Source organism: Mesoterricola sp. MK458 (assembly GCF_055384935.1).
In genome coordinates this window covers 3,437,290-3,457,641 of record NZ_AP045075.1, presented here as the reverse complement: position 1 = coordinate 3,457,641, position 20,352 = coordinate 3,437,290, and the positions used below count along the sequence as shown (strand labels likewise).

19 protein-coding genes and 1 pseudogene are annotated in these 20,352 nt (G+C 68.1%); 7 read left to right on the top strand and 13 right to left on the bottom strand.

Annotation, left to right across the window (positions count from 1 at the left end; all coding sequences use genetic code 11):
* Positions 1-2: 2 nt before the first annotated feature.
* Together ACZ5LB_RS15080 and ACZ5LB_RS15075 are read right to left on the bottom strand one after the other, a co-directional pair.
* Positions 3-506 (bottom strand): NADH-quinone oxidoreductase subunit B, encoded by a 504-nt coding sequence (locus ACZ5LB_RS15080; protein WP_394366855.1) that lies wholly within the window; start codon positions 504-506, stop codon positions 3-5.
* Positions 506-859 (bottom strand): NADH-quinone oxidoreductase subunit A, encoded by a 354-nt coding sequence (locus tag ACZ5LB_RS15075; protein WP_464603030.1) that lies wholly within the window; start codon positions 857-859, stop codon positions 506-508. The genes ACZ5LB_RS15080 and ACZ5LB_RS15075 overlap by 1 nt, the downstream gene beginning before the upstream one ends.
* Positions 860-1,051: 192 nt before the next feature.
* Between ACZ5LB_RS15075 and ACZ5LB_RS15070 the strand changes: the two genes are divergently transcribed.
* From ACZ5LB_RS15070 to ACZ5LB_RS15060, 3 genes are all read left to right on the top strand, one after another.
* Complete coding sequence (locus ACZ5LB_RS15070; RefSeq protein ID WP_464603029.1) at positions 1,052-2,656, top strand: GspE/PulE family protein; 1,605 nt, start codon at positions 1,052-1,054, stop codon at positions 2,654-2,656.
* Between the two features lie 92 nt (positions 2,657-2,748).
* Positions 2,749-3,618: a phospholipase C/P1 nuclease family protein gene (locus tag ACZ5LB_RS15065; RefSeq protein WP_464603028.1), complete on the top strand. Its 870-nt coding sequence runs from the start codon at positions 2,749-2,751 to the stop codon at positions 3,616-3,618.
* A gap of 15 nt (positions 3,619-3,633) precedes the next feature.
* Entirely contained in the window at positions 3,634-4,431 is a 798-nt protein-coding gene (locus tag ACZ5LB_RS15060; RefSeq protein WP_464603027.1) for a S1/P1 nuclease, read from the top strand.
* Positions 4,432-4,478: 47 nt separating this feature from the next.
* Here ACZ5LB_RS15060 and gcvPB read toward each other — a convergent pair whose 3' ends face one another.
* The 3 genes from gcvPB to ACZ5LB_RS15045 form a co-directional block, all read right to left on the bottom strand.
* The gene (gcvPB, locus tag ACZ5LB_RS15055) at positions 4,479-6,008 is read right to left on the bottom strand and encodes an aminomethyl-transferring glycine dehydrogenase subunit GcvPB (protein ID WP_464603026.1); all 1,530 of its coding nucleotides are present in this window, start codon (positions 6,006-6,008) and stop codon (positions 4,479-4,481) included.
* Between the two features lie 10 nt (positions 6,009-6,018).
* Positions 6,019-7,374 (bottom strand): aminomethyl-transferring glycine dehydrogenase subunit GcvPA, encoded by a 1,356-nt coding sequence (gene gcvPA, locus ACZ5LB_RS15050; protein ID WP_464603025.1) that lies wholly within the window; start codon positions 7,372-7,374, stop codon positions 6,019-6,021.
* Positions 7,375-7,543: 169 nt separating this feature from the next.
* Positions 7,544-8,143 carry a putative metalloprotease CJM1_0395 family protein gene (locus tag ACZ5LB_RS15045; protein WP_464603024.1) on the bottom strand — a complete coding sequence of 200 codons (600 nt, stop codon included), beginning with the start codon at positions 8,141-8,143 and terminating at the stop codon, positions 7,544-7,546.
* A gap of 114 nt (positions 8,144-8,257) precedes the next feature.
* Here ACZ5LB_RS15045 and nrdR point away from each other — a divergent pair.
* From nrdR to ribD, 4 genes and pseudogenes are all read left to right on the top strand, one after another.
* Positions 8,258-8,749 (top strand): annotated as a pseudogene (gene nrdR, locus ACZ5LB_RS15040) (transcriptional regulator NrdR); the annotation flags it as partial.
* Between the two features lie 180 nt (positions 8,750-8,929).
* Positions 8,930-11,332: an endopeptidase La gene (gene lon / locus ACZ5LB_RS15035; protein WP_464603023.1), complete on the top strand. Its 2,403-nt coding sequence runs from the start codon at positions 8,930-8,932 to the stop codon at positions 11,330-11,332.
* 85 nt (positions 11,333-11,417) lie between these two features.
* Positions 11,418-12,329: a signal recognition particle-docking protein FtsY gene (gene ftsY / locus ACZ5LB_RS15030; protein ID WP_464603022.1), complete on the top strand. Its 912-nt coding sequence runs from the start codon at positions 11,418-11,420 to the stop codon at positions 12,327-12,329.
* Entirely contained in the window at positions 12,322-13,461 is a 1,140-nt protein-coding gene (ribD, locus tag ACZ5LB_RS15025; RefSeq protein WP_464603021.1) for a bifunctional diaminohydroxyphosphoribosylaminopyrimidine deaminase/5-amino-6-(5-phosphoribosylamino)uracil reductase RibD, read from the top strand. Before ftsY ends, ribD begins: the two co-directional genes overlap by 8 nt.
* Here the strand turns inward: ribD and thiS are convergent, their stop codons facing one another.
* From thiS to ACZ5LB_RS14985, 8 genes are all read right to left on the bottom strand, one after another.
* Positions 13,462-13,662 (bottom strand): sulfur carrier protein ThiS, encoded by a 201-nt coding sequence (gene thiS, locus ACZ5LB_RS15020; protein WP_464603020.1) that lies wholly within the window; start codon positions 13,660-13,662, stop codon positions 13,462-13,464.
* A gap of 3 nt (positions 13,663-13,665) precedes the next feature.
* Entirely contained in the window at positions 13,666-14,862 is a 1,197-nt protein-coding gene (locus ACZ5LB_RS15015) for a trans-sulfuration enzyme family protein (protein WP_464603019.1), read from the bottom strand.
* A 73-nt stretch (positions 14,863-14,935) separates the two neighbouring features.
* On the bottom strand, positions 14,936-15,106 hold the full coding sequence (locus ACZ5LB_RS15010) for a hypothetical protein (protein ID WP_464603018.1): 171 nt from the start codon (positions 15,104-15,106) through the stop codon (positions 14,936-14,938).
* Between the two features lie 8 nt (positions 15,107-15,114).
* The gene (gene gatB, locus ACZ5LB_RS15005) at positions 15,115-16,569 is read right to left on the bottom strand and encodes an Asp-tRNA(Asn)/Glu-tRNA(Gln) amidotransferase subunit GatB (protein WP_464603017.1); all 1,455 of its coding nucleotides are present in this window, start codon (positions 16,567-16,569) and stop codon (positions 15,115-15,117) included.
* Between the two features lie 24 nt (positions 16,570-16,593).
* Complete coding sequence (locus ACZ5LB_RS15000) at positions 16,594-17,898, bottom strand: tRNA modification GTPase (protein ID WP_464603016.1); 1,305 nt, start codon at positions 17,896-17,898, stop codon at positions 16,594-16,596.
* 15 nt (positions 17,899-17,913) lie between these two features.
* Positions 17,914-18,378, bottom strand: coding sequence for a R3H domain-containing nucleic acid-binding protein (locus ACZ5LB_RS14995; RefSeq protein ID WP_464603015.1), 465 nt, complete (start codon positions 18,376-18,378; stop codon positions 17,914-17,916).
* A gap of 12 nt (positions 18,379-18,390) precedes the next feature.
* Entirely contained in the window at positions 18,391-19,989 is a 1,599-nt protein-coding gene (locus ACZ5LB_RS14990; protein WP_464603014.1) for a YidC/Oxa1 family insertase periplasmic-domain containing protein, read from the bottom strand.
* Positions 19,986-20,261, bottom strand: coding sequence for a ribonuclease P protein component (locus ACZ5LB_RS14985; RefSeq protein WP_464603013.1), 276 nt, complete (start codon positions 20,259-20,261; stop codon positions 19,986-19,988). The genes ACZ5LB_RS14990 and ACZ5LB_RS14985 overlap by 4 nt, the downstream gene beginning before the upstream one ends.
* Positions 20,262-20,352 lie beyond the last annotated feature (91 nt).

Here is a 20,352-nt window from a genome sequence, read left to right as displayed (position 1 = left end):
GGTCAGCCCACCGCCTCGAAGATTTCCTTGTAGCGGTCAGCCATGCTGCTCGCCATGATCTTGTCCTGGAGCTTCATGAACCCGTAGAGGAGCCCCTCGGGGCGAGGCGGGCAGCCGGGAATGTAGACGTCCACGGGGACGACCTTGTCCACCCCCTGGATCGTGTGATAGCTGTCGAAGGGCCCGCCGGCGGTGGCGCAGCTGCCCATGGCGATCACCCACTTGGGCTCGGGCATCTGGTCGTAGAGCTGCTTGATGATGGGCGCCATCTTGTAGGTCACGGTCCCCGCCACGATCATCAGGTCCGCCTGGCGCGGTGAGGCCCGGAAGATGCCGCACCCGAAGCGGTCGAAGTCGAAGCGCGCAGCGCCGGCGGCCATCATCTCGATGGCGCAGCAGGCCAGCCCGAACGTCATGGGCCAGACGCTGGTGGCCCGGGACCAATTGATGACTTTCTCAACCTTGGTGGTGATGAGGATGTTCTCCAAGGCGGAGGGTTGATTCATCATTCCCATGTGAGGGCTCCTTTGGACCAGATGTACCCGTAACCGAAGAGAAGGAGGAACAGGAAGATGCCCATCTCGACGAGGCCGAAGATGGCGAGTTCCTTCATCTGGATGGCCCAGGGCATGAGGAAGACCGTTTCCACGTCGAACACCAGGAACATGACGGCCACCAGGTAGTAGCGCACCGAGAATTTTTCCCGGGCCTCGGCGACGGTCTTGATTCCGCATTCGTAGGTCGAGTATTTGGCCGCGGTGGGTATATGCGGACGAACGACTCTGGAAATGCCCCAGATCACCACCGGCAAAGCGATGGCGACCAGTATCAGCAATAAAACTGGAACATAACTGCGCATGGCACCTCCCGGGGGAGCGGTCGTTAGGATTTCCATTGTGGTATCCAGGCCCAAGGCCGGTCAATGAAGGATACCCGGGGAATTTAGTCAATAAGACCGTTTGAACCACTGGTCAAACCGACACACTATTAGACCATGGTAACCCCACCCTCCTCCCAACCTGAACCCGGAAGTCCCCTTCTCGCCGGCGAAATGACCACGGTCTTGGCAGCAGAGGAACTTACCAAGACCGAATACCGGCCGGCCTCCCTCTACCCCTCCCTGGACCTGACCCGGGAACCGGTGGATTTCGCCCTTTTCCAGGCGATCCCCCTGGATTTGATGTTGAAACATCGATTTGTCCCGGTGCACGAGCGGGACGGCGCCCTCTGGCTGGCCATGGCCGATCCCCTCGACGTGGTGGCCCAGGACCTGCTCCGCATGCACCTGAAGCGTCCCCTGCGCTTCGCGGCGGCCCCCTTCGCGCAGATCCAGGTGGTGCTCAAGAAGTCCGAATCAGGCCAGAAGGTCCTTGAAGAGGCCGGCGAGGCCCTCCGGGTCCAGGTGCTCCGGGAGGAGGACATCGACGAGGACGTGCTGGACCTGGAGAACCTCACCGACAAGGAGGAGGCGCCCATCATCCGCCTGGTGGACACCACCATCTTCAACGCCCTGCAGCGCCGGGCCTCCGACATCCACCTGGAGACCACCAGCACCGGATTCCAGATCAAGTACCGCATCGACGGCAGCCTCTACGCAGCCGCCGACCCCATCGACCGGCGCTTCGCGTCGCCCATCATCAGCCGGATCAAGGTCATGTCGGAACTGGACATCGCCGAGAAGCGCAAGCCCCAGGACGGGCGCTTCAAGCTCAAGGTGCGGGGCCGGGCCATCGACTTCCGCGTGAGCATCATGCCCACCATCCACGGCGAGGACTCCGTCATCCGAATCCTGGACAAGGAGAACCTCAGCGAGGAGTTCAAGAGCCTGAGCCTGGACATCCTGGGCTTCTCCCCCACCGAACTGGCCCGCCTCCGCCGCTTCGCCCGGGAGCCCTACGGCATGTTCCTGGTCACGGGCCCCACCGGCAGCGGCAAGACCACGACCCTCTACGCCGTCCTCAGCGAGATCCGCAGCCCCGAGGACAAGCTGATCACCATCGAGGATCCGGTCGAGTACCAGCTGGAGGGGGTCACCCAGATCCCCGTCAACGAGAAGAAGGGCCTCACCTTCGCCGTGGGGCTCCGGTCCATCCTGCGCCACGACCCGGACAAGATCCTCGTGGGCGAGATCCGGGATTCCGAGACCGCCCAGATCGCCATCCAGTCCGCCCTCACCGGGCACCTGGTGTTCACCACCGTGCACGCCAACCACACCCTGGACGTGCTCAGCCGCTTCCAGCACATGGGCGTGGAGGTCTACAACTTCGTCTCCGCCCTCAACTGCATCCTGGCCCAGCGCCTGGTGCGCACGCTCTGCGTCAAGTGCAAGCGTCCCATCGCGGCCCCCGGTGCCCAGGAGCTCAAGGAGAACGGCCTCACCGAGGCCTGGGCCCGCACCGCCACCTTCTACGAGAAGGTTGGCTGCATCGAATGCAGCGGCACCGGTTTCCGCGGCCGGCAGGCCATCATCGAGTTCATGGGGCTCAACGACGACCTGCGCGAACTCATCACGCGCAGGGCCTCGGTGCGCGAGATCAAGGAGGCCGCCCGGAGCTACGGCATGCAGAGCCTGCGGGAAAGCGCCGTGGAGAAGGTGCGCCAGGGCGTCACCACCCTGGCCGAGATCAACAAGGTGACCTTCCGCGAAAGCGAATGATTTATTTTTACAAATCATTCCCTTAACTCATAAATGCAACGAGCACAGGCTCATGGTTTGTCCCGGCCTCCGGGACCCTTTTCAGAGGAACCATGACCAGACTCGCCTGCCTCCTGACCACCGCCGCCCTCGCGGCGCTTCCCGCCTCCGCATGGAGCGACCAGGGCCACCGCCTTGCCGCCCGCGGCGCCGTCAAGGACCTCCCTCCCGCCGTGGCCATGTGGTTCCACCCCACCATGGAAGCCAGGATGGCCGACCACGCCAGCGATCCCGACACCTGGAAGGTGACCGACCCTTCCGAGCGGCCCCGGCACCACCTGGAATGTGAACCCTACGGAGGTCCCGGAAACGTGCCCCTGGACGAGGACACCGCCCGGAACCAGGTGGGCCCCGACCTGTTCCAGGCCTCCGGCCAGGTGCCCTGGACCATCCTGGCGCGGGTGGTGGAACTCACCCGGGCCTTTTCCGCCCAGGATGAGTATGAGGTCGTTTTCCAGGCCTCCATCCTCAGCCACTACGTGGCCGACCTCCAGGTGCCCCTGCACACCACCACCAACCACAACGGGGATGACACCGGCCAGCATGGCGTGCACAAACGCTGGGAAAGGGGTCTGGTCGAACGCATCGTGGAACGGGATGGATGGATACCTGAAGTCCGGCCCGCCGTTCTGGGCCCCGAGCCCGCCAAGGCACCCTGGGCGTGGCTCCGCCAGAGCCACAACCTCGTGGCCGGGCTCCTGCGGGACGACCTGGACGCCAGGCTCGGCCCCCCCGAGAAAGGACAGGCCCAGCAGGACGCCTACTGGACCGCCTTCATGGAGCTGCAGGGGCCCCACGTGAAAGAGCAGCTCAACCTCGCCGCCCAGCGCACCGCCGAGATGATCCTGTACGCCTGGACCCGCGCCGGAAAGCCCCGGCCCCCGGTCTCCTACCCGACCGGATCGGCACAACCCTCACGATGACCTTAGGATGGACCCATGAGGTCCACCCCACTTCTCCTTCTCCTCGCTGTCCTCGCCCCTTCCCCCCTGGCCGCCTGGGGGCGCAAGGGGCACCGGATCGTGGCGCGCCTCGCCCTGGAGGACCTGCCCCAGGGCCCCTCCGCCTGGTTCAAGGGGCGGGAGGCCTTCGTGCAGGCCCACAGTTCCGATCCGGACGAATGGAAGGAGGATGCCCAGGAGGGCCCCCGGCACTTCCTCGACATGGACCGCTACCCGGGGCAGGTGCCCACCCTCCGCGGCGAAGCGCGGGAAAGGGTCGGTCCGGCCATCTTCCAGCGGGCCGGCCAGGTGCCCTGGGTGGTCCAGGACCGGGTCAAGCTGCTCACCGAAGCCTTCCGGAAGGCCGACCGCGCCCAGGTGGCCTTCCAGGCCGCCGTCCTCAGCCACTACGTGGGCGATCTCCACGTGCCGCTCCACACCGTCTCCAGCTTTGACGGTCAGGCGACGGGCCAAAGAGGTATCCACAGCCGCTGGGAGACCGGCCTGGTGGACCGGTTGTCGACGGAGCCCCAGGTCCGTCCCGCCGCCCTGGAGCCGGGCCTCCTCCAGGCCCCCTGGCGCTGGCTGGAGGAAACGCACGCCCTGGTCCCCGCCCTCCTGGCCGATGATCGCGCCTCCGGCCCGGCGCCCGGCCGGACCCCGTCCGGGAGCTACTGGATGGCCTTCGCCCGCAGACAGGAGGGGACGGTCCTGGACCAGCTGGCCCGGGCCGGCCACCACACCGCCCAGTTGATCCTGGTGGCCTGGAACGAGGCCGGCCGGCCCACCCCATGAAAAAGCCCCCCCGGTGACCCGGGGGGGCTTTCGACGAAAAGGGGATGCTACTGGGGCCGGGTCCAGCGCAGCACGGGCTTCCGGGCCGCGGTGGTCTCGTCCAGCCGGCGCATGGGCGCCAGCACCGGCGCCTGGTGGAGCGCGTCGGGGTTCTCGGCGGCTTCCCGGGCGATGTCCTTCATCGCATCGATGAAGGCGTCCATCTCCTCCTTGCCTTCGCTTTCGGTGGGCTCGATCATCAGCGCGCCGTGGACGATGGCCGGGAAGTAGATGGTGGGCGGATGGAAGCCGCGGTCGATGAGGCCCTTGGCCACGTCCAGGGTGTGGATGTCGTGCTGGGCCAGGTAGCTGTCGTCGAAGATCACCTCGTGCAGGGTGGGCGTCTGGTATTCCAGGTGGTACGTCCCCTCCAGCTGCTTGCGGATGTAGTTGGCGTTCACGATGGCCCGCAGGGTGGCCGCCTTGAGGCCGTCGCCGCCGTGGCTGGCGCAGTAGGTGAGCGCGCGCACCAGGATGCCGAAGTTGCCGAAGAAGGTGTGGACCTTGCCCATGCTCTGGGGCCGGTCCCAGTCCAGGCGGTAGCTGTGCGCCGGCACCTGGCCTTCGCCCACGGTCCGGGTCTCCCGCACGACCACGGGCCGGGGGAGGAAGGGCTCCAGGGCCGCGGAGCAGGCCACGGGCCCCGAACCGGGGCCGCCGCCGCCGTGGGGGGTGGAGAAGGTCTTGTGGAGGTTGAGGTGCATGACGTCCACGCCGAAGTCGCCGGGCCGCGCCACGCCCACGAGGGCGTTCATGTTGGCGCCGTCCATGTAGACCAGCCCGCCCACGCCGTGCAGCGCGTCGCAGATGTCCTTGATGCGGTATTCGAACACGCCCAGCGTGTTGGGGTTCGTGATCATGAGGCCCGCCACCTCCTCGCCCAGCTCGGCCAGGAGGGTCGTGAGGCCCTTCTTCACCTTGCCCGAGGCGTCCACGACGTCCTCGAAGCTGACGGTTCCATCCGCCTGGGAGGCGATCTCCACCACCTCGTAGCCCGCCATGGCGGCGGTGGCGGGGTTGGTGCCGTGGGCGCTGTCGGGGATGAGGATCACCCGGCGCTTGCGGCCGTGGGCCACATGGAAGGCGCGGATGAGCATGACGCCCGTGAGCTCTCCGGCGGCGCCGGCGCTGGGCTGCAGGGTGACCGCGGCCAGGCCGGTGATCTCCTTGAGCCACTCCTGGAGCGTGTGGATCACCGCCAGATTGCCCTGGACGTGGGCGGCGCCTGTCATGGGATGGCTGTCGCAGAAGCCGTCAAGGCCCGCGGTCTTCTCGTTCAGCCGGGGATTGTGCTTCATGGTGCAGGAGCCCAGCGGGTAGAGGCCGTCGTCCACGCCGTAGTTCCACTTGGAAAGGCGCGTGAAGTGCCGGATGACGTCCACCTCGGTGACCGAGGGCAGCGCGTTGAAGGTCGTGCGCTTGAGGTGCGCCGGACGGGTGTCCTTGGCGGCGGGAACGTCGAGCCTGGGCAGGTCCATGCCGACCTTGCCGGCCACGGAGCGCTCGAAGATGAGGGGTTCGCGGGTGCGGTTCATCATGGCTTCGTCCTTATCCGACCACGCTGGGAACGCGGGCCAGCACCTCGACGAGGTGCTCGATCTGTTCGCGGCTGTTGAGTTCCGTGGCGCACCACAGGATCCGGTTCTTGAGGCTGGCCGCGTAGGGCGTAAGGTCAAGGCCCGGGAGGATGCCCTCCTTGGCGCATTCCGCCTGCAGGGTGGCCATGTCGCCCTTGTATTCCGTCACGAACTCGTTGAAGAAGGGAGCGGCGTAGGGAGCCGTGAAGTCCGGCAGTTCCAGCAGCCGGTCCCGCAGGTACTGCGCCTTGGCGGCGTTCTGGGCCGCCAGGCCCTGGAGGCCTTCGGGGCCCGCCAGCTGCAGGTAGATGTTGGCCCGCAGGGCGACCAGGCCCTGGTTGGAGCAGATGTTGCTGGTGGCCTTGTCCCGCCGGATGTGCTGCTCGCGGGCGGTGAGGGTGAGCACGTAGCCGGTCGTCCCGTCCAGGTCCCGGGTCTGCCCCACCACGCGGCCGGGGATTTCGCGCTTCTGCGCGTCCTTGACCGTCAGGAAGCCCAGGAAGGGCCCGCCGAAGCTGGGCCGGTTGCCGAAGGACATCGCCTCGCCGCAGGCCATGTCGGCGCCGGCGCGGCCCGGGGCCTCGAACCAGGCGAGGCTCAGGGCCTCCTGGGTCACCGACACCACCAGGGCGCCCGCGGCGTGGGCCAGCTCCCCGATGGCCGCGAGGTCCTCCACGCAGCCCAGGAAGTTGGGGTAGCCCACCAGGAACGCGGCCACGTCGCCGTTCAGCTTGGCCTTGAGGTCCTCCAGGTCGGTCACGCCGTCCTTGAGGTTCACCACCACCAGCTTCAGGCCCTCGTGGGGCGTGATGTTGGTGCAGAGCACCTCCTGGTAGTGGGGGTGGAGCCCCTGGGAGATGAGGATCGTGTTCTTCTTCTTCTGGAGCCGCACCGCCATGAGGGCGGATTCGACGCAGGCCGTGCCGCCATCGTAGAGGCTGGCGTTGCCCACTTCCAGGCCCGTCAGGTCGCACATGAGGGTCTGGTATTCGAAGATGTGCTGGAGGGTGCCCTGGCTGATCTCGGGCTGGTAGGGCGTATAGGCCGTGAACCACTCCTGCCGGTTGATCATCTGGTCAACCGCGGAAGGCACGAAATGGTCATAGGCCCCGGCACCCAGGAAGCGCGCCGTGAACCGTGTGTTCAAGTCGGCGAACCCCTGCATTTCCGCAAGCACTTCCTGCTCGGACAGCTGACCCGGAAGGTTCAGTTCCCGGTGAAGGCGAAGGGATTCGGGGATCCCCACAAGGAGTTCCTCGGCCCTCTGCACGCCTATGGCGTCGAGAAGGGCGCGATCCTCCGAAGGGGCCGTGGGCAGGTAGCGCATAGGGCAACCTCATAAAGAGTGGGAAACGATGATCAACCGTTCACCGTGAAGGGTACCATGGCGCCGCCCCCGATGCCTCGCCTTCAGGGGTTCAGGATGGGGTGTGACGGTTTTCACCGTCCGGTACCAGGACCCGGGCGGGGTTCCCCGGCCTCGGGATTCACCCCACTCAGGCCACCGTGTCGACCAAGCTGCCGGGCGCTCCGTTGGGCTTGGCCGTTTCACCGTAGGGCCCCTTCCCCACCCCGGCCTTGGGGCCGGTCGCCTTGGCGCCCTCCCGCGCCAGTTCCGCCGACGCCTGGGATGCCATGGAAGCGGCCTCCGCGGCCACGGACCGGTCCTGCCCCGAAGGGTCCGCCGGAGCCAGGGCGGACGCCATGATGCGGGCGGCCTTGACGAGGGTGGCCTGGGGGTTGTCCTTCACGGGGGAGGTGTCCACGGAGACCTCTCCGCCCACCGCGTAGTTCCGGCCGTCCGGTCCCCGCTGGTAGGCGTAGCTCGCCCCCGAGGTGACAACCCCGGCCCCGGCGGCGATGTGCGCGGCCTCATGGGCCTTCACGGCCGCGTCCCGGGCCTGGAGCTTGGCCACCTCGGCCTTGGCTTCCGGGGAGAGGTTGAGGGTGTCCGCGGCGCCCGAGGCCTTTGCCGTCGGACCACCAGGTTGCTTGGCGGCCTTTCCGTCCCCTGCCTTCCCGGACGCACCCTGGGCGGCGCGGCGGGGGTCCTCCGCGACGGCAGGGAAGGTAAGGGACGGAACGCCGTCGGTCATGGCACCTCATTATCGGCCAACGTTCCATCCAGGATGAGGGTTTTCCGGCCCCGGGCCCCTGTTCCACGTGGAACAGCGCGGCTCGGGCCCATGCCTTTGGGTTACTCTGGAGGCATGCGTTGCCCCTTCTGTGGCCATATCGAAGACAAGGTGGTGGATTCCCGCGAATCCCGGGAAGGGGATGCCATCCGGCGCCGCAGGGAGTGCCTCAAGTGCGGGCGACGCTTCACCAGCTACGAGCGCCTGGAGGAGCTGCCCATCCTCATCGTCAAGAAGGACGGCCGCCGGGAAGCCTTCGACCCCCACAAGCTCATGCGCGGCATGACCGCCGCCTGCCAGAAGCGCCCCGTGCCGCTGGGCAGGCTGGAGGAGGTGGCCGGGGACATCCAGGCCCGCCTCATGGAGATGAGCGATCGGGAACTGCCCAGCCGGCAGCTGGGGGAAATGGTCATGGATGCCCTCAAGGGGCTGGATTCCGTGGCCTACGTGCGCTTCGCGAGCGTCTACCGCGATTTCAAGGACCTCCCCGACTTCGTGAAGGCCCTGGAGGGCCTGATGGTGCCCCCCGCCGCGGCGCCGGCCCGGCCCGCTCCCCCATCCCGCCCGGCGCCTCCCGCCCGCGCCCCCGCGCCGCCGGCGCCCAGCGAGCCGCCCCCCGCCGCCGACGGCCTTCCCTTCGAATCCACCCCGCTTTTCCCCGGCGTCGAACCCGAGCGCCCGGGGCATCCGAAGCGGCGCAAGCCCCGCTGATGCGCACCAAGTTAAACTGAGACCTCGAGGTATGCCGTGGCCGAAGAAATCCTAGCCCCCCAGATCGTTGACGAGTCCCCCAGGATCCCCGACGTGCTGCCCGTCCTGCCCTTGCGCGACGTGGTGGTCTACCCCTACGTCATCCTCCCCCTCTCGGTCAGCCGGGAGAAATCCCTGCGGGCGGTGGACACCGCCCTGGTGGAGAGCCGGATGATCCTCCTCCTGTCCCAGAAGCAGATGGAAATGGACGATCCGGGCCCCGAGGACCTCTACAAGGTGGGCACCGCCGCGCTGATCATGCGGGTCCTCAAGCTTCCCGACGGCCGCGTGCGGGCCCTGGTGCAGGGGCTCCAGCGCGTGCGGGTGGAGTACTTCACCGAGACCGAAAGCCAGTTCAAGGCCAAGGTGGAAGTGCTCTCGGAGTCCGAGATCTCGGAGCGGAACATCGAGCTGGACGCCCTCCTGCGCTCCGTGAAGCAGACCCTCGAGAAGGCCGTGGCCCTTGGCAAGAACCTTCCCCAGGAGGTCCTGGTGATCGCGTCCAACCTGGACAGCCCCGGGCGCCTGGCGGACCTGGTGGCCTCCAACCTGGACCTCAAGCCCCCCCAGATGCAGGAAGTGCTGGAAATCGCCAACCCCACCCAGCGCCTCAAGCGCGTGAACGAACTGCTCATGCGGGAAATCGACCTCCTGGAAGTGCAGCAGAAGATCACCATGGAAGCCCGCGGCGAAATGGACAAGAGCCAGCGGGAATACTACCTGCGCCAGCAGCTTAAGGCCATCCAGCAGGAGCTGGGCGAAGGCAGCGAACTGGCCGAGGAGATCCAGGCCTTCCGGGACAAGATGGCCAAGATGAAGGTCCCGGACGAGCCCCTCCTGGAGATCGACCGCAACCTCAAGAAGCTCGAGCGCATGCACCCGGACAGCAGCGAGACCGCCGTCACCCGCACCTACCTGGAGTGGATGACGGAAATGCCCTGGGGCACCACCACCGAGGACAACCTGGACCTGAAGGAGGCCAAGCGGATCCTCGACGAGGACCACTACGGCCTGGAGAAGATCAAGGACCGCCTGGTGGAGTACCTCGCCGTGCGCAAGCTGAACCCCGAGCACAAGGGAACCATCCTCTGCTTCGTAGGCCCTCCGGGCACCGGCAAGACCTCGCTGGGCAAGAGCGTCGCCCGGGCCCTGGGCCGCAAGTTCAGCCGCATCTCCCTGGGCGGCGTCCACGACGAAAGCGAGATCCGGGGCCACCGCCGCACCTACGTGGGCGCCATGCCCGGACGGATCATCCAGGCGCTCCACCAGGTCAAGTCCATGAATCCCGTGATCATGCTGGACGAGGTGGACAAGATCGGCCGGGACATGCGCGGCGACCCCTCCGCGGCCCTCCTGGAGGTGCTGGATCCCGAGCAGAACCACACGTTCCGGGACCACTACATGAACGTCCCCATCGACCTCAGCCAGGTGCTTTTCCTCACCAACGCCAACGAACTGGATCCCATCCAGCCCGCGTTCCGGGACCGCATGGAGATCATCCACCTCTCCAGCTACACCCTGGAGGAGAAGGTCGGCATCGCCGAACGCCACCTCATCCCCCGGCAACTCGAGAAGAACGGCATCACCGACAAGCAGGTGGCCTTCAGCCCCAAGGGCCTCCAGGCCATCATCACCGGGTACACCCGCGAAGCGGGCCTCCGGCAGCTGGAACGGGAAATCGGCACGGTCTGCCGCAAGGTGGCCCGCAAGGTGGCCGAGGGCGACCTGAAGACGCGGATCACCCTCAGCGACAAGAACGTCCATGACCTCCTGGGCCCCGTGAAGCTCCTCCAGGACGAGAGGCTCAAGGCGCCGCGGGTGGGCGTCGTCACCGGCCTGGCCTGGACCTCCACCGGCGGCGAAGTGCTCTTCGTGGAAGCGCTCAAGATGCCCGGCAAGGGCGCGCTGGTGCTCACCGGCCAGCTGGGCGACGTCATGAAGGAAAGTGCCCAGGCGGCCCTGAGCTACATCCGCAGCCGCAGCGACGCCTTCGAGATCGACCCTGAAGTGTTCCAAAAGAACGACTTGCATATCCACTTCCCCGAGGGGGCCATTCCCAAGGACGGCCCCAGCGCCGGTCTGGCCATCGCCACCGTGCTCCTGTCCGTCCTCAAGGGCCTGCCCGTGCTCAACACCTTCGCCATGACCGGCGAAATCGACCTCCGGGGCGAGGCCCTGCCCATCGGCGGCCTCAAGGAGAAGTCCCTGGCCGCCCTCCGGGTGGGCGTGAAGGAGATCATCATCCCCTTCGCCAACCAGAAGGACCTGGAGGAGATCGCCCCCGAGGTGCGGAAGAAGCTCCACTTCCACCCGGTCAAGCACGTGGAGGAGGTCTTCGAGTTCGCCCTGGAGGGCTGGACCTGCCCGGAAAAGCGCAAGAAATCCCGCGCCAGGAAATGACCCTGTAATTTTCGAAGCTTCCCCTTTTCAAGCGTAAGGGCGATGTTCCACATGGAACCGCGCACCCCGCCCCCCCGAGGTTCCTTTGAGTCTTTTTGGTGATCTGTTCAACAAGTTCAAGCAGGGACTCCAGCGCACCCAGGAGCTGGTCCTGGCCCCCATGGGCCGGCTCCTGGGCCTGCGCCGCCTGGACGAGGACCAGTTGGAGGAACTGGAGGACCTGCTCCTCCAGGCCGACCTGGGGGTCCACGGCGTCAAGCGGCTCATGGACCGGCTCCGGTTCGAGATGAAGCGCTCCGGCGACATCGACCCCAAGGCCGTGCTCAAGGACGAGCTGCTGAAGATCCTGAACCAGGTCCCCCCCCGCCCCCTGGCGGCGCAGGGCACCCAGGTGTGCCTCCTGGTGGGCGTGAACGGCGTCGGCAAGACCACCACCCTGGGCAAGCTCGCCGCCCACCTCAAGGAACGGGGCGAGGACGTCCTGGTGGTGGCGGGCGACACCTTCCGGGCGGCGGCCATCGATCAGCTGGAGCTGTGGGGCAAGCGCGCGGGCGTACCGGTGATCCGCAACCAGATGGGCGGCGACCCCGCCGCCATCGCCTTCGACGGCGCCACCAGCGCGCTGAGCAGGGGCATCCCCTGGGTGCTGGTGGATACCGCAGGCCGGCTCCACACCAAGGACCACCTCATGCGGGAACTGGACAAGATCCGCCGCAGCCTCCAGAAGGTCATCCCCCAGGCCCCGCACCGCGTCATCCTCGTCCTGGACGCCACCACCGGACAGAACGGCCTGGTGCAGGCCGAAGCCTTCAAGCAGTCCGCCGGCATCACCGACCTGATCCTCACCAAGCTGGACGGCAGCGCCAAGGGAGGCGTGGCGGTGGCCATCCTGGAACGGCTGAAGCTCCCCATCGCCTTCGTGGGCGTGGGCGAACAGGTGGACGACCTGATTCCCTTCGATCCCGAGACCTTCGTGGATGGCCTCCTCGATGTGTGATGCACCCCGGCCCCTCACCGGTTCCCTGGCCTGGGAGCTGGCCTGTGGCGGACCCTTTCCGGATCCGGACGCCTGCATGGGGGACGAGCATTTCATGGCGCTGGCCATCCGCCAGGGCATGTCGGGCGTGGGCCTCAGCAGCCCCAACCCGCCCGTCGGGTGCGTCCTGGTGCAGGACGGGATCGTCATCGGCCAGGGCGTCCATACCCGGGCGGGCGATCCCCACGGGGAGATCATGGCCCTCCGGGACGCGGAGCTGAGGGACCAGGACACCCGGGGCGCCACGGCCTACGTCACCCTCGAGCCCTGCTGCCACCACGGCCGCACCCCGCCCTGCACGGAGGCCCTCATCCGGGCCGGCATCGCCCGGGTGGTGGTGGGCGTCAAGGACCCCAACCCCCGGGTGGACGGCGGCGGCATCGCCATCCTCCGCTCCCACGGCATCGAGGTCGCGGAGTCGGTGCTGGGCCTGGCGTGTTCGCGGTTCCACGCTCCCTTCTTCAAGCTGATCCGAACCGGCCTCCCCTGGGTGGTCCTGAAGCTGGCCCTGGGGGCCGACGGTTCCCTGGGCCCCGAGGGCCAGAGCACCCAGGTGACCTCCCCTGAAATCCAGAACCTCGCCCACGCCCTTCGCCGGGCCACCGAGGCCCTGGTGGTGGGCCGCTGGACCGTGGAGGTGGACGACCCCCGGCTCACCGACCGTTGGCCCCAACCCACCCCGCCCCACCGGCAGGCCCTGCGCGTGGTCCTGGACAGCCAGGGGCGCCTGCCCGGCTCCCGGAAGGTGTGGCTTCCGGTGGCCGGCCAACCGGTTCTGCGCGCCCTGACGGAGGACTGCCCGCCCATCCGCGGGGTGGAGGACCTCCACCTTCCGCCGGGTCCCGGCGGCGTCAGCCTGAAGCACCTGTTGCACGAACTGGTGGCCCGGGGCGTGGGGCGGGTCCTGTTCGAAGGGGGCGGCATCCTCGCCCGGCGCCTCCTGGAAGAGGGCCTCGTGGACGAGTTCCATAGGTTCGTGTCGGACGAACCCGCCCACGGCGCACCGGTGCGGCTGGACGTCTCCCGCCTGGGGGTGCTCCGGGCCCGGACGGCATTCCCCGGCGGGTCCTGGGACGTCCTGTCCGTGCTCTGATCAGCCGCCCCCCACCAGGCGGATCACTTCCAGACGGTCCAGGTCCTTCAGGGCCGTGGTGCCGAAGCTGGCCTTGCGCACCACCTCGCCGTTCAGTTCCACCGCGCTTCCGAAGGCCGGCAGCAGGAGCCACTGGGCCAGGTCCGCCACCGTTGCCAGGTCGGGCGTCTCGCGTTCCTTGCCGTTGAGGATCAGCTTCACCTGCTACCTCGCCGCGTCGGCCGCAAGGAAGCCGCTTTCCAGGTCGGCCTTGAGGTCCGCCTCGTCCTCGATGCCCACGGAAAAGCGCAGGAGCCCATCCGTGATGCCCAACCGCGCCTTCACTTCGGGGGGCGTGCGGAGGTGGCTCATGCTCGCGGGGTGCTGAATGAGGCTTTCAACCCCGCCCAGGCTCACCGCCCGGGTGATGATCCCAAGGGCCTCGCAGAACCGTTGCCCCGCCAGGAGGCCACCGCGCAGCTCGAAGCTCATCATGGCCCCGTAACCGCCGTTCATCTGTCGGCTGGCCACTTCGTGGCCCGGATGGTCCTTGGTGCCGGGGTAGTCCACCCGGGCGACCTGGGGCTGCCAAAGCAGCCATGCGGCCAGTGACTGGGCGTTGTCCGAGGCCCTGCGCACCCGGAGGTAGAGGGTCTTCAGTCCCCGGTGAAGCAGCCAGGCGGCAAAGGGATCCAGGGTGGGGCCCGTGATCTTGGCCGTGGCCCAGCAGGCCGCGATGTCGGCCTCGGTGCCCGCGATGACCCCGGCCACCAGGTCCGAGTGCCCGCCCAGGTATTTCGTGGCGCTGGAAATGCTCAGGTCGATGCCCAGTTCCACCGGCTTGGTGAAGATGGGGGTCGCGAAGGTGTTGTCGGCCACCGTGCGCACGCCCTTGCGCCGTCCGATGGCCGCGATGGCCGCCAGGTCCGTGACGGCCAGGGTCGGGTTGGAGGGCGTTTCCGTCAGGATCAACCGGGTGCGCTCCGTGACGGCCCCCTCCCATTCCGCCACGTCCAGGGAATTCTCCACCCAGGTGATCTTCAGGCCCTTGCGGGCCTCCCAGGCGCGCAGGAGCTGCTCGGTGCCCAGGTACACCGCGGCCGGCGCCACCACGTGGTCGCCCGCCTTGAGGAAGGTATCGAAGACCGTGGCGAAGGCGCTCATGCCCGAACTGGCCACCAGCGCTCGCTCGGCCCCTTCAAGGGTGGCCACCACCTGCTGGACCTCGCTGAAGTTGGGATTGCCCCATCGCGTATAGAACTGCGGAGGCTCGACGGCATTGGCGAACTCCGCCCCCTCCGCATTCTCCATGAGCTCGAACACCGAGGTCTGGAAGATGGGCGTCGTCACGGAGCGGGTTCCGTTGTGCGCCTTGCCGGCATGGATGGCAGTCGTGCTCAGGCCCCAACCCTTTGGATCCATGCTTCGCTCCCCCGGGGCCTTGGCGCGCCCCGCATCGCGGCCATGGTATCACCCCCGGGCCCCGGCCTCCATGTCACCTTGCCAGTCCGAACACCACGGATAACGCAGCCACGGCCACCAGGACGAGCACGAGGACCCTCCAGAAGGTGGGCTGGGGATCGTGGTCGTCCCTGGAATGGGCCGCGGGGTCCTGCAGGGCCTCGCGCTCCAGTTCGTCCTCTAGGGATTCGGGCGGCTCTTCCACGGGACCCCCTACCCTGCCAGCGCTTCGTCGAGGGCCTCGTTCACCAGCCGAGGGTCCACCTGCCCCTTGCCGGCCTTCATGACCTGTCCGACCAGGAAGCCCCGCAACGCCACCTTCCCGGCGCGGTAGGCCTCCACCTGGCCGGGATGGGCTGCCAGCACGGCTTCCACCAGGTCCACCACCGCGGCGCGGTCCGTCACCTGCGCGAGCCCCCGGTCCCGCACCAGGCCGGCCGGGGTGCCCTCCCCCCTCAGCAGCGCGGGAAAGACCACCTCCTTGGCGGTGTTCAGGTTGAGGGTGCCCTCGGCCACCAGGCGGATCAGTTCCGCCAGGGTCCCGGGGGCCAGCCCCAGGTCCTCCAGGCGCCCGCCGCCTTCGTTCAAGGTGCGGCTCACCTCGCCCAGCATCCAGTTGGCGGCCTGCTTCCCGTTGCCGGCGGCCCGCGCCACCTCCTCGAAGTAGGCGGCGAAGGAAGGCGTCTGGAGCAGCATTCCCGCCTCGTAGGCGGACAGCCCGTGCTGGGCCATGAAGCGCCGGCACCGCGCTTCCGGCAGTTCCGGGAGTGACGCGGCGGCCGCCTCGATCTCGGCCTCGGTGAGCACCAGGGCGGGCAGGTCCGGCTCCGGGAAATACCGGTAGTCCATGGCCGCTTCCTTGCTGCGCTGGCTCCGGGTCTCCCCCTTGTCCGCATCCCACCCGCGGGTCTCCGGGTCGAAGGACTCCCCCTTCTCCAGGAGGGCCGTCTGGCGCGCGAACTCGTAGTCCAGGGCCATGCGCACGAACCGGAACGAGTTGAGGTTCTTGATCTCCACCCGGGTGCCGAAGGGTTCCCCGGGGCGCCGCACGCTGATGTTGGCGTCGGCCCGGAAGGACCCCTCCTCCAGGTTCCCGTCGCAGATGCCCAGGAAGGTCACCAGGCGGTGGAGGGCCTTGAGGTAGTCGGACGCCTCCTGGGCGCTGCGCAGGTCCGGGGCCCCGACGATCTCCAGGAGGGGCACCCCCGCCCGGTTCAAATCCACCAGCGACTGCCGCCCGTGGGCGTCGTGGATGGATTTCCCCGCGTCCTCCTCCAGGTGGGCCCGCTCGATGCCCGCCCGCACGGGCCCCTCGGCCCCCCGGACCCGGGGGTCGCCCGGGATCATGACGTGACCGTTCTCCACGATGGCCACGGGTCCCTGGGTGATCTGGTAGCCCTTGGGCAGGTCGGGATAGACATACTGTTTGCGGTAGAAGGTGCTCCTGCGCCTCAGCCCGGCCTCCACGGCGAGGCCCAGGCGCAGGGCCGCGGTCACGGCCTCCCCGTTGAGGACCGGCAGGGCGCCGGGCAGCCCCAGGCACACCGGGCAGGTGCGGGAATTGGGTTCCCCTCCGTAGGCGTTGGCGCACCCGCAGAACATCTTTGAACGGGTGGACAGCTGGATGTGGACCTCCAGCCCGATGACCGCCTCGAAACCAGGATTCATGTGCCGCTCCGGATCCAGTCTATGTCACTTCCCAAGGCAGAACCCCGAGAACAGCTGATCCAGGGACGTCTCCGCGCGATCTTCCCCCGTGAGCCGCGCCAGGAGGCCCCAGGCGCCCTGGAGGAGGGAGGCGGCCACCTCCGGCGGGGCGCCGGGGTCCAGGCCGCACAGGAGGTCCATCTGGGCCACCAGGTCGTCCAGGATCCCGCGCTGGCGGGCGGTGTCCAGGGCGCCCAGGCACGCGTCCGGCGCCAGGGGACCCAGGAAGCGACGCTGGAGGGCCTCCGCCAGGGACGCCAGGTCGCCCGTGGCCGCGGAGATGCAAGGGTCCCCGCCGGGGGCGCCCCCGAGGTCCGCCTGGTTGCGCACGGTGACGACCTTGGCGTTGAAGGGCTCCAGGCGCTCCAGGATGGCGGGGTCCGGCGCGGGGTCCGGCAGCGGCACCAGGTGGAGGATCAGGTCCACCTGCTCCAGCACCTCCCTCACCCGGGCGACGCCCAGACGCTCCACGGGGTCCTGGGTCTGGCGCAATCCGGCCGTGTCGAAGAGGTACAGGGGGAGGCCCGCCCATTGGGCCCTCACCTCCAGGACATCCCGGGTGGTGCCGGGCACCTCCGTGACGATGGCCCGGTCCTGGCCGGCCAGGGCGTTGAAGAGGGTGCTCTTGCCGGCATTGGGCCGGCCCACCAGGGCAACCCGGATTCCGTCCCGGAGCCATTTGGCCCCCGCCGCCCTGCCCTGTTCCACGTGGAACAGCGCCGACACCTCCGCCAGGGCGCTCCGCATGGCTTCCAGGTCCAGGCCGATGCCCTCCTCCTCCCCGTAGTCCACGCTGGCCTCGGCGCGGGCCATCCACGGGGCCAGGGCCTCCCGGGCCCGGGCGATCCAGGCGGGCGCCCCCCCGCTTCGCGCCTGGGCCTGGCGCAGCTGGGTGTCCGTGGCGGCACCCACCAGGTCCCGGAGGGCCTCCACCTCCAGGAGCGACTGCTTCCCGTTGAGCAAGGCCCGCCGGCTGAATTCCCCCGGTTCGGCCATGCGGATGCCCAGCCCCCCCAGATGCTCCAGGAAGCGCCGCACCAGAAGGGGGTTCCCGTGCAGTTGGAACTCCACCAAGTCCTCGCCCGTGTAGCTTCCGGGCCCGGGAAAGTGGATCACGAGGCAGCGCTCCCGGTAGCCCTCCCAGGCTAGCGTGCGTAGGGCCGCCTGACGGGCGGGAGGCAGGTCCAGGAGGGAGGACAAACGCTCAGCCAACCTGGCGCCCGTGACCCGCACCACGGCGATGGCCGAGGGCAGGAGCGGGGTCGCCGGGGCGCAGATGGGCTCGAGCATGGGGACCCTGGGGGTCTAGACCCGGGTCACCTTCAGGGCCTTGAAGGTGCCCGTGCCTTCGCTCTCCGTGGCAAAACCAGGCTGGCGGCTGAGCACCAGATGAACCCAGCGGCGCTCCCGGGGGCTCAGGGAGGCGAAGGTATAGCTGCCCAGGGTCTTGGCCCGCTCGGCTGCCATCCCGGCCATGGCCACCACTTCCTTCATGCGGAAGAGGCGGAAGGACTGGACGTCCAGGTAGGCCTGCCGGTTCTCCTCCCGCTCGCCCTGGGCTTCGTGAACCAGGAACTGCAGGGCGTCCAGCCCCAGTCCCTTGTTGGCAGCCAGCCAGTGGGCGTCCGGCCCGTCCAGGACGATGCGGTTGGGAAAGAGGGTCTCGTCCCCGGAAGGCCCGGGTTCGGCGGTTACCTTCAGGCCCAGGTGGCCGCACAACTGGGCGACACGCTCGGGAACCTGTTCAAGGGGCAAAGCGGCCTTGCGCATGTTTCCTCCGGTTCAGGCCACCACGGGCTGGGGCTTGTAGCTCCGCATGACCAGCCAGGTCTGCAGGATGCCGATGAGGTTGAACATCAGGTAGTAGAGGCACAGGCCCGAAGGGGTGGTGGCGAAGAAGAAGGTGAACATGACGGGCATCATGACCATCATCATCTTGCGCTGGGTGGGATCGCCCACGGAAGGGGTCATGGCCTGCTGCACGATCATGGAGACGCCCATGAGGATGGGCAGCACGTAGTAGGGGTCCTGGGCGGAGAGGTCCTTGAGCCAGAACGCGAAGGGTGCGTGCCGCAGCTCGTAGACGGCGTTCAGCATGGACCAGAGCGCGAAGAACACCGGCATCTGGAGGATCATGGGCAGGCAGCCGCCCATGGGGTTGTGGCCGTTCTTCTTGTAGAAGGCCATGAGCTCCTTCTGCATTTCGGCCTTCTTGGCCATGTCGTTGCCGAACTTCTCGTACTTCGCCTGGAGGGCCTTCTGGTGGGGCTCCAGTTCCTTCATGCGGACCATCTGGACGGTGGTCTTGGTGTTCAGGGGCCACAGGGCGCCGCGGATGACCAGGGTCAGGAGGACGATGGACCAGCCCCAGTTGGGCACCACCTGGTGGATGCCGCGGAGGATCAGGAACAGCAGCTGCGCCACCAGGCCGAAGAAGCCGAAATCCATGATCTTCTGGAAGATCTTGCCGTCGGCGGGCCGTCCGGGGGCATGGAAGGCGCCGAGCTCCTCAGCCTGCTTGGGCCCCAGGTAGAGGCGGGCCGAGGCATTCCCGGAGGCGTCGGGCATCAGGTTGTAGCCCTGGGCCACATCCCGCACCGTGGTCGCCGAAGCGTCCCAGATGGCGGCGAAGTACCAGGCGCGCTGGCCCTTGGAGCCCAGGTCCAGGCCGGCGTCCATGCCCAGGCGGGAGGAGGCCGGGGGCAGGACCTTGCGCTTGGCGCCCACGAAGCTGAAGAAGGGGTCCTTCATCATGTCGGTCCAGGTGACGTCGTTGACCTTCTTGGCATCAAGCGTGAACACCCGGCCCAGGTTGTGCACGCTCAACAGGCTGGAGGGCATGGGCAGGAGGTTCAGGCCGGCGCCCCGGGGGCTGGACCATCGCATCTCGACCACGTGGCCCTTGTGGGGCACGCGGTAGGTCAGCTTGTCGCCCTGGCCGGACGTGAACACGACCTCCCGGCCGCCTTCCACGGGCGTCACCGCAGGGTCGCCCTCGAAGCGGCTCTGGAAGGCGCTGCCGAGGCCGGGGAAGTCCTGGGCGACCTCGTGGCCATCCTTGTCCTTGTGGGCCTGGGGCAGGAAGGGGGTGCCGTCCGCCCATTCCACCTGCACCAGCGCGCCGTCCTGCTTGCGCCAGGTGAGGGTGAGGCCGTCATTCTTGAGGGTGAACCGCGCCGTGGGATCCACCGCGCCCGGAACCGGCGGCAGGACGGCCTGCGCCGCGGGGGCCGGGGCGGGAGCGGCGGGGGTGGACGCCGGCGCTACCTTGGCCGCCGGGGGCACCGGCTTCGGGGGATAGAACTTGTTCATGGCGTAGTTGTAGCCAACCAGCATGAGGATGCTGGCGACGACGAAGATCACCATATTGCGGTTGTTCATCGGGGTTCCCAACGGCTCAGGGCCAGACGGATCTGGCCGACGATTTCCAGGTACGAGAATGGGCAGCCTTTCTTGGCGCTGCGTGCGGGACGGACCCACACGACGCCGAGGCTGCCTCCCAGGGAAGGTTGTTCACGGAGCACCTGCAGAAAGGCCATTCGGACCCTGCGGCGGAACCGGTTCCTCTGCACGGCGCGCCCCTGCTTGCGGGACGCGTTCACGAGGAGCATAGGCTCAACGCCGGAGGCCATGCGCCACACCCGGACGTCCAAGGCCTGCTCCTTGCCCAGCAACGGGCGGGGAACGACTTCGGGAACCGCGTGATCCTGGCGCCGCACGACCCGATAGGTCCCGGCCACCCTC

Coding starts and splice junctions, on each gene's coding strand:
- ACZ5LB_RS15045 (WP_464603024.1), bottom strand. CDS start 8,143: ATGACCGACGGCGTTCCGTCCCTTACCTTCCCTGCCGTCGCGGAGGAC.
- ACZ5LB_RS14990 (WP_464603014.1), bottom strand. CDS start 19,989: ATGAACAACCGCAATATGGTGATCTTCGTCGTCGCCAGCATCCTCATG.
- ACZ5LB_RS15065 (WP_464603028.1), top strand. CDS start 2,749: ATGACCAGACTCGCCTGCCTCCTGACCACCGCCGCCCTCGCGGCGCTT.
- ACZ5LB_RS15015 (WP_464603019.1), bottom strand. CDS start 14,862: ATGGATCCAAAGGGTTGGGGCCTGAGCACGACTGCCATCCATGCCGGC.
- ribD (WP_464603021.1), top strand. CDS start 12,322: ATGTGTGATGCACCCCGGCCCCTCACCGGTTCCCTGGCCTGGGAGCTG.
- gatB (WP_464603017.1), bottom strand. CDS start 16,569: ATGAATCCTGGTTTCGAGGCGGTCATCGGGCTGGAGGTCCACATCCAG.
- ACZ5LB_RS14995 (WP_464603015.1), bottom strand. CDS start 18,378: ATGCGCAAGGCCGCTTTGCCCCTTGAACAGGTTCCCGAGCGTGTCGCC.
- ACZ5LB_RS15075 (WP_464603030.1), bottom strand. CDS start 859: ATGCGCAGTTATGTTCCAGTTTTATTGCTGATACTGGTCGCCATCGCT.
- ACZ5LB_RS15080 (WP_394366855.1), bottom strand. CDS start 506: ATGAATCAACCCTCCGCCTTGGAGAACATCCTCATCACCACCAAGGTT.
- ACZ5LB_RS15070 (WP_464603029.1), top strand. CDS start 1,052: ATGACCACGGTCTTGGCAGCAGAGGAACTTACCAAGACCGAATACCGG.
- ACZ5LB_RS15000 (WP_464603016.1), bottom strand. CDS start 17,898: ATGCTCGAGCCCATCTGCGCCCCGGCGACCCCGCTCCTGCCCTCGGCC.
- ACZ5LB_RS15060 (WP_464603027.1), top strand. CDS start 3,634: ATGAGGTCCACCCCACTTCTCCTTCTCCTCGCTGTCCTCGCCCCTTCC.
- gcvPB (WP_464603026.1), bottom strand. CDS start 6,008: ATGATGAACCGCACCCGCGAACCCCTCATCTTCGAGCGCTCCGTGGCC.
- gcvPA (WP_464603025.1), bottom strand. CDS start 7,374: ATGCGCTACCTGCCCACGGCCCCTTCGGAGGATCGCGCCCTTCTCGAC.